5 protein-coding genes are annotated in these 7,392 nt (G+C 56.2%); 3 read left to right on the forward strand and 2 right to left on the reverse strand.

Features of this window, described 5'->3' with window-relative positions; translation table 11 throughout:
* Positions 1-175: 175 nt before the first annotated feature.
* A complete protein-coding gene (locus tag RBB16_RS20140; RefSeq protein ID WP_306047821.1) occupies positions 176-883 on the reverse strand; it encodes a hypothetical protein in 708 nt (235 codons plus the stop codon).
* A gap of 160 nt (positions 884-1,043) precedes the next feature.
* Here RBB16_RS20140 and RBB16_RS20145 point away from each other — a divergent pair, with 160 nt between their 5' ends.
* Positions 1,044-1,751: a UPF0149 family protein gene (locus tag RBB16_RS20145; protein ID WP_306047822.1), complete on the forward strand. Its 708-nt coding sequence runs from the start codon at positions 1,044-1,046 to the stop codon at positions 1,749-1,751.
* Positions 1,752-1,773: 22 nt separating this feature from the next.
* Here the strand turns inward: RBB16_RS20145 and RBB16_RS20150 are convergent, their stop codons facing one another.
* On the reverse strand, positions 1,774-2,685 hold the full coding sequence (locus tag RBB16_RS20150; protein ID WP_306047823.1) for an HNH endonuclease: 912 nt from the start codon (positions 2,683-2,685) through the stop codon (positions 1,774-1,776).
* 153 nt (positions 2,686-2,838) lie between these two features.
* Between RBB16_RS20150 and RBB16_RS20155 the strand changes: the two genes are divergently transcribed.
* A complete protein-coding gene (locus tag RBB16_RS20155) occupies positions 2,839-3,882 on the forward strand; it encodes a nucleotidyltransferase domain-containing protein (RefSeq protein ID WP_306047824.1) in 1,044 nt (347 codons plus the stop codon).
* 48 nt (positions 3,883-3,930) lie between these two features.
* Positions 3,931-6,828 carry a UvrD-helicase domain-containing protein gene (locus tag RBB16_RS20160; RefSeq protein WP_306047825.1) on the forward strand — a complete coding sequence of 966 codons (2,898 nt, stop codon included), beginning with the start codon at positions 3,931-3,933 and terminating at the stop codon, positions 6,826-6,828.
* Positions 6,829-7,392 lie beyond the last annotated feature (564 nt).

Below are 7,392 nucleotides of genomic sequence, written 5' to 3' on the forward strand. Positions count from 1 at the left end.
ATCAGACATGTTACCGCTCGTTTTTTCGAGCCGTGAATCATGCCGCCAGACGGAAATCAATGGGTCCTGAGCCTAGAGGCCGCACTGCAGTCGGACTAAGAAAGCAAAGCGGACGTTCAAAAAACCAAATGCGAATATCTGTAGAGGGCCGTTCACCACCGAGACATGCGATCTATTACCGGACCCCATGCAGCAATACTTTCATGCCAGCCCATCTCAGACAGAACCCACGAACCCGTTCCTCGATCTCCTCATCCGAGTTCAGCACGAAAAACGTCCTCGGACTGTATGCGGTCGCACGAACGGCGATACTGGGCATCCCGATCTCATCCAGCCAGTGATTGACCTCAGCGTCGTGGCCACCACGACGGCGGGTGTTGTGGTGGTAGATGACCGCGCACCGTCCACGGGCCAGTGTCTGGACCTCCGCCAGGGGCATCTGCTTACCGAACTTGGCCCGGCCCTTTCGCTGATCGTTGTCATCGATGATGCCATTATCAGGGTCTGCGAACACCAGGTCACACGCTGATAGATGATCCAATACGCGGTTGAACCAGGCGGTGCGCCAGTCGCGTCTTTGGCGTGGCGGTATCCTGCTGCTGTCCACGGCCTCATCAGACGAGATCGCGCCGTCCATGACTGGCAGCAGTGAGTTGATCGACCGTGCATCCCTCGTGATGTTTCGAAGATGGCGGAACAGAACCGGGTCGAGATGTTCGTATCGATCCGGCTGGTCGAGATAGCTGATGTGCCGCCCATCACTATTGTGGTCTTCGTCCGGGTATCGGTACCAGGCCACGCCGAGTTGCCGTCCAGGGGAGAGAGCCCGCAGCAGGCCGAGCTTCACGAAATCTCCCACATCTCCGGCGTAGCGATCCTGCATCTTGGTCCTCCGAAACTGTTTACCATTTGGGGGCGACCGTCGCTGCTGGCCCAGATTAGGTATCTGGCTGGTCAGGTCACCCCCAAAAAAGTCCACTCTTGCTCGCAATTCCAAACGGTCTGCTGGTAACCTCTAATCAGGAACACGGGCACGACATTAGATGAGCACCGACGAAAACCTCCGCCAACTCGACGAACTGCTGCTCTCCCTCCCTGAGGAGAACGAAGGGATGCTCATGAGCGAGTTCGATGGCTTCTGCGCAGGGCTGATCGTCTGTCCGGACATCGTTCTGCCCGGGGAATGGCTTCCCATCATCTGGGGTGATGAGGTCACGGCACCGTTCGAACGGATCGAAGATGTCCAGGCCGCGACCAATCTGATCACCGGCCATTATAACGCGGTCGCTCAGTCGCTCTCATCGCCGGTGCCCAGATATGGACCGGTCTTCGATCATGACCTTCGAACCGATGAGCTTTTATGGGAGGCGTGGGTCGATGGGTTCGAACAGGCCATGAGGCTGAGGCCGGACGCCTGGGAGCGGATCGTCGAGAGCCATGACGAGGAGGCTGCGGCATCAGTCAGTATGATACTGACCCTGCACGAGATTGCCGAGGGTCGATGCGATCTTCCCGACGAGAGTATCGATGATCTGACCGAGCGAGCCCCTGATCTGATTCACGACATCGTATTGAACCTGAACGCCTGGACCAAAGGTCAGTCCGGTTCCGGAACTGGTAGCGGAGGGTTGTTGTTTCCACCTGCGGCCAACTCGACCGAGGAACCATTTCGGGGCCGGAAGGTGGGCCGGAATGAGCTATGTCCATGCGGGTCAGGGCGGAAATATAAGCGGTGCTGTGGGGCGAACTAACTGGGTATCTCGGCGTGCTCGATTAGTGCTTGAAGACATGCTCCCGATGCCATCGAACGAACTCTGCTCGGGGTCGATCAGCCAGTCTCTGCGGAGCGATCAGCTTCGCGGTCACGTTGATCATCGACCGGACTGCATCTGGGTCATTGGCCTGACGTGACACCAGGACAGTCATGTCATCATCCAGCCCCACAAGACCCCGGTCGAACATCCAGTGCGCAGTGCCTGATAGGGCAATGCCATTGCTGACGATATCTGGGCCGTCATGTTCAACGGGTCGGATATGTGCTGCCTCGACTTCGGCCCTGCCTCCGCCGTTGATCAACCGTAGACCAGTGATCGCACATCGCTCCCCATAAGCTCGGAGTACGGTTTTGCGGAAGTTTCGATCTCGTATGGCCCGATTGGTAATCTGGGTGACCCGATCCCGTGCTGTCAGGTGTTGGAAGGGTTGGGGAGCTTCTGAGAAGCCCTCAAAGGGTGTGTCCGGGTCTACGCGAGGCAAGATGTCCTCATCGTGGCCAAGACCACGTTCGACGATCCTGGCAAAGTCCGCTGGGGACAAAGGTCGCACAGCAGCCTGGGCTCGGCCAGAGATGTTCCCCTGATCGTTGAGAAGGCCCTGCTCGATGACGGAGCCTTGGTCTCGGAACGGAACCTCATCTCCAAAATCCAGATAAGTTCCCGGTTCGATCACGTCCAGATACATTTCCTGGTTGCCAGGGTCCGGAATGATCTCTTGCACCTTCGCGACGGCAAAGGAGCCTTTGGTATCCTTCACCTTGGTCGGTTCGAGATAGACGACCCAATCTCCCTCACATTGCTGAGCACGTGAAAGGTATCGTTTCGGGAACTGATGCCGCTCTGACGGAACGTCGTCATAGATCGAGTCAGTCCGGTGGATGAATACGCAAAACGCCATGGATGAAAACATGACTGTATTTCAACGGCATGCCATGACGCGGGATGGCGGGGTTACCATGCTGCAATCGGCTCTATCGGATGGGATAACGCCAAAAGCTCCTAATGCATTGACGGAAAACGATTTTGCCAACATAAGATGAAAATCAAGAGATGATTGGCAAAAATGTATGATATCATTCAGTTAGACGGTGACAGTATCCGCGATTCCGTAGACGCACGGGACCGCTATGAGCTTCTTCGGCGGGCTCAAGCTGACGCCAAGCACAGCTATGGTGGCTCCATGAAATTCGAGCCACGTGGTGATGCTGAATACCTTATCCGCCGCCCGTATGCCAGTTCCACGAGGAAGTCCTTCGGTCGCCGCAGCCCGGAGACCGAGGCCAAGCTAGAAGCGTTTCTGGCCGGGAAGGCGCGGGTGGAAGAGCAAATCACAAGCCTACGAGGTCAACTGGAAGATCGAGCGCCGATTCTTCGGGCCCGTGGGCTGGGACGGGTCCCATTGCTGACAGCACGTGTCATTCGAAAACTGGACGATCTTGGCTGGCTGGGCACGTCCCTGATCGTGCTCGGGACCAATGCCTTGTTTGCCTATGAAGCCAAGGCGGCGGTACGTATCGAGTCCGGTATGCTGGCGACAGGAGATGTGGATGTCCTGTTCGATGCTCGCCGACGCCTTGTGATGTCAGGGAATACCAATCAACGCGGCCTGATCGGTGCTCTTCAAGCCGTAGACCGATCATTTAACAAGGCGAGGGGGCGGACATATACCGCAGCCAACAGGGACGGATACATGGTCGACCTGATCGAACCCCAGAATCACGGGCGGATCATGAACAGGGGACAAGCCCGCCTTTCTGATGATCCGGACTATCTGGTCGCGACGACCACGGATAGCAGCAAGTGGCTCCTGAACGCGCCAAAGTTTGAGGCCATCTCATTTGATGAGCGCGGCCTTCCGGTCCGGATTGTGACGCTCGATCCCAGGGTTTTCGCCATGCAAAAGCAGTGGATAGTCGAAAACGATCCGACACGTGACCCGGCGAAGCGTATTCGGGACGAGCAACAAGCCAAGCTAGTGGCGATGATCGCAATTCGGCACCTCGGCCTGAAATTTGATGATACTGCCTTGTCAGGACTGCCGAAATCGTTTCGTGACCTTTCGGATCGCTGGGATGGCGTTGCCGACGGTGGGGCGGCAGAGTGGTAATTTGCCCAATCGGATTTCTGGCAAAGACGTTATGAATGGCGGAGCATCGTGAAACGAGTAAAACCTCAGCCGCTGGTCGGATTTCTGTTGAACCCGCTTGGGCGACATGCGCGGTCTATTGATTTCCGGGACCAGGAACTCACGGTTCACGCCGGGTCCATTCAAAGGCTTCACCTGAAGGACCTTGCGGCAACCCCGTCAGTTGAAAAAGGACTGATGGGTAGCACATTGTCGATCACATCCGACGGCGGTAATCGCACCCTGATGCGAGGTGTCAGGTTCGACCAGGCAACCAGCTTTGCTAACACCGTTAGAGCGAGTTGGATTGCCTACAACACCGCCCAATTCGAAGAGGAACGCATTTCGATTGATGAGGTGCTACGCGCCCTCGCAGAGCTTTCCAATCCATCACGGTATCCATCAGCATGCATTCTGTCTCCGGTTTTGGAGCGAGCCCGAAATCTGGACGATGGCCTGCTTTCGAAGCTACCCAGCGGAGCGGTTGATGCGCATGTGCGGTCCCAGATTCAAGATATCCAAAATTTCATCAAAACCCCCGGGGTAATGCGAGCCAAGGCAATTGCGACGTTCGAGGAACGACAACTGTCAGAATGGCAGAGGTTCTTCGATACGTTCGAGAGTAACCCACTCACACCGGAACAGAGGATCGCAATCATTGCGGACGAAGACGCCACACTGGTGTTGGCCGGGGCGGGATCGGGAAAGACCAGCGTCATCACCGCAAAGGCTGGATACCTCATCAAATCCAGGACCCGGGCACCGAATGAGATATTGTTGCTTGCCTTCGCGAAGGATGCCGCGAAGGAGATGTCAGAGCGTATCGAGCAGCGGTGTGGTGAACCGTTGGAGGCCCGAACCTTTCACTCGCTGGCCTACGATATCATCGGGATCGTTGAAGGTAGCAAACCAGCACTGGCCAGCCACGCCACCGATGACAAAGCCTACCTGGCATTGATCAAGGACATTCTACTCGCGCTGGTACGGACCGCTGCCGAGGTTTCAAAAGCGATCATTGGCTGGTTCTCCTATGCCCGTCTGGAGACCAAGAGCGAGTGGGATTTCAAGAAGAAGCACGACTACTACAACTATATCGAGAAGCTCGATCTTCGGACTCTGCAAGGTGAACAGGTCAAGAGCTTCGAAGAGTTGATGATCGCCAACTGGCTCTATGAGAACGGCATCGAGTACGAGTATGAACCGAACTACGAGCACAAGGTTTCGGAAGGTGGCTACCGCGACTACTGCCCTGATTTTCGTCTTTCAAAGAGCGGTGTGTACATCGAGCATTTTGGCGTTCGCCGCCGAAAGCTGAACGATGGCAGGGAAGAATTGACCACGGCCCCATTCGTGGACCGCGACGAGTATCTCGAAGGTATGCAGTGGAAGCGCGGTGTTCATGAAGATCATGGGACCGATCTGATCGAGACCTATAGCTATGAACGTCAGGAAGGCCGCCTGCTGGAGGCCCTGGCCGAGAAAATTGCGCCCTACGAAGAGGTCTCGCCTCGCTCGCCCGAAACACTGTTCGACCAGGTTGTCGAACTGGGCCAGGTGGACAGTTTCGTCCAACTGGTTGGAACATTCCTCCGTCACTTCAAGGGTGGCGGCTACCAGGTGAAAGACTGTGAAGCCAGGGCAGCGAAACTCGACCTCGGCAAACGGGCCGGAGCATTCCTCGCGATCTTCGAACCAGTATACCGCGAGTATCAGTCACGTCTGGATGGCAGGATCGATTTCGAGGACATGATCCTCCGGGCCTGTGGCTATGCCGAGAGCGGACAGTATCGCAGCCCGTTCAAGCACATCCTGGTCGATGAGTTCCAGGACATCTCTCAAAGCCGAGGGCGTTTGGTTAAGGCTTTGAAAGCCCAACACTCTGACGGACGTGTTTTCGCGGTCGGCGACGACTGGCAATCGATCTACAGGTTCGCTGGATCAGACATCAACCTGATGCGACGCTTCGGCAAAGAATTTGGCGGCACGTTCGACGATCAGGGTGGTGTTCACCGAACCGTCGATCTCGGTCGCACCTTCCGATCCGTGGATCAGATAGCGGCAGCGGCAAAGAGGTTCGTCCTGCAAAACCCGGCGCAGTTAAAGAAGACTGTTATCCCCGCTGGTGTCGCAACTTCCCCCGCACTGAGGGTCGTCCCGACCTTCCTGCATGATGCGAATGCCAAGCTGAGGGACACGCTTCGAGCTATACCGATGGAAGGTGACGGGAGAAGGAAGCCCACAGTCCTGCTCCTTGGGCGGTATCGCCATCTCATGCCGAACAATCTTTCTCGGATGCGACATGAGTTCCCCGACCTCGACATTTCATTCAAGACAATCCATGCGTCGAAGGGTCTGGAAGCAGATCATGTCATCGTCCTTGGCTTGTTCCGAGGGCGGACGGGTTTCCCATCAGAGATCGTCGATGACCCGCTTCTGGGGCTCGTGTCGCCCGAAGCGGAGCCGTTCGAGAATGCCGAGGAGCGGCGGGTCATGTATGTGGCCCTGACCCGAGCCCGCCACACTGTGACCCTGATGTGTTCTGCCTCCAAGCAATCCGCGTTCGTGACCGAGATGCTGGACGACCCCGCTTACGGCTTGGTGGGGAATGACGGGCAGTCCGAACAGGTCCATACCTGCGGCGAGTGTGGTGGCCATCTCCTGGCCTTCCCCACCAAGGACGGTGGGATGTGGTATCGTTGCGAGCACGCAGACCTATGCGGCTTCTCAATCAACGCCTGCCCATCCTGTGGTATCGGTCTGCCTGAGAAACAGGACAAATCTGGGTTGATGAAATGCTCATGTGGTGCCGAGTACCCATCATGCCCGGAATGCGAGAACGGATGGCTCGTCGAGCGGAAAAGCCGGTATGGTCGGTTCCTCGGCTGCGTCACCTTCCCAAGATGCAAAGGAAAAGGTAAGCTGGGCTAGAGGCGATATTCCCTTCCCGGTCAGGCCCAGCACGGTGGGACAGTTTCGTTACATAAAGTGTAATATAGCGGGATTTCAGGCTGTCCCACTTTCATCTAACCCGTTGAAATTACAGATTAGGTGAGGTCCGCCCCCGGGCACCATTCAAACAAAAATAAAATAATATGATGGCCCCACTGGGGGATAAGCCGTGTGCAACAATTTTGGGCCGGGGTATCATTCGGGTAGCATCTGCAAGCTAGACCTGGGACCTTCGCAACCGAACTAAGAAGTCCTTCTCTGGTTACGGCAGCGTTGACGCCCACGCTTTCAACTCTGAGATCGCAACGGCGAACTGCTTTGTGGAGAAACACTCCCATCTTTTGCAACATAGGCTACCGGGCCACCTTTATGGATGATGCCCAAAACCTCATGATCCTCGTTCATCAACGGGCCTCCGGACATGCCCTGCCCAAGCATCTGAGAAACCTCAATTGATGGAACTGCGCTGACCTGCTCCCCTGAAAAGTCCCCGGTTTGAGGTTAGCCTGTTCTCCAACTGAGGAGACAGACGATGAAGAGAAG

This window comes from Nioella sp. MMSF_3534, assembly GCF_030732985.1.
In the GTDB taxonomy this organism is placed as follows: Bacteria; Pseudomonadota; Alphaproteobacteria; order Rhodobacterales; family Rhodobacteraceae; genus Nioella.

What these genes read in the sequence shown, in the direction of transcription:
- RBB16_RS20145 (WP_306047822.1), top strand. Translation starts at nt 1,044, where the DNA reads ATGAGCACCGACGAAAACCTCCGCCAACTCGACGAACTGCTGCTCTCC.
- RBB16_RS20140 (WP_306047821.1), bottom strand. Translation starts at nt 883, where the DNA reads ATGCAGGATCGCTACGCCGGAGATGTGGGAGATTTCGTGAAGCTCGGC.
- RBB16_RS20155 (WP_306047824.1), top strand. Translation starts at nt 2,839, where the DNA reads ATGTATGATATCATTCAGTTAGACGGTGACAGTATCCGCGATTCCGTA.
- RBB16_RS20150 (WP_306047823.1), bottom strand. Translation starts at nt 2,685, where the DNA reads ATGTTTTCATCCATGGCGTTTTGCGTATTCATCCACCGGACTGACTCG.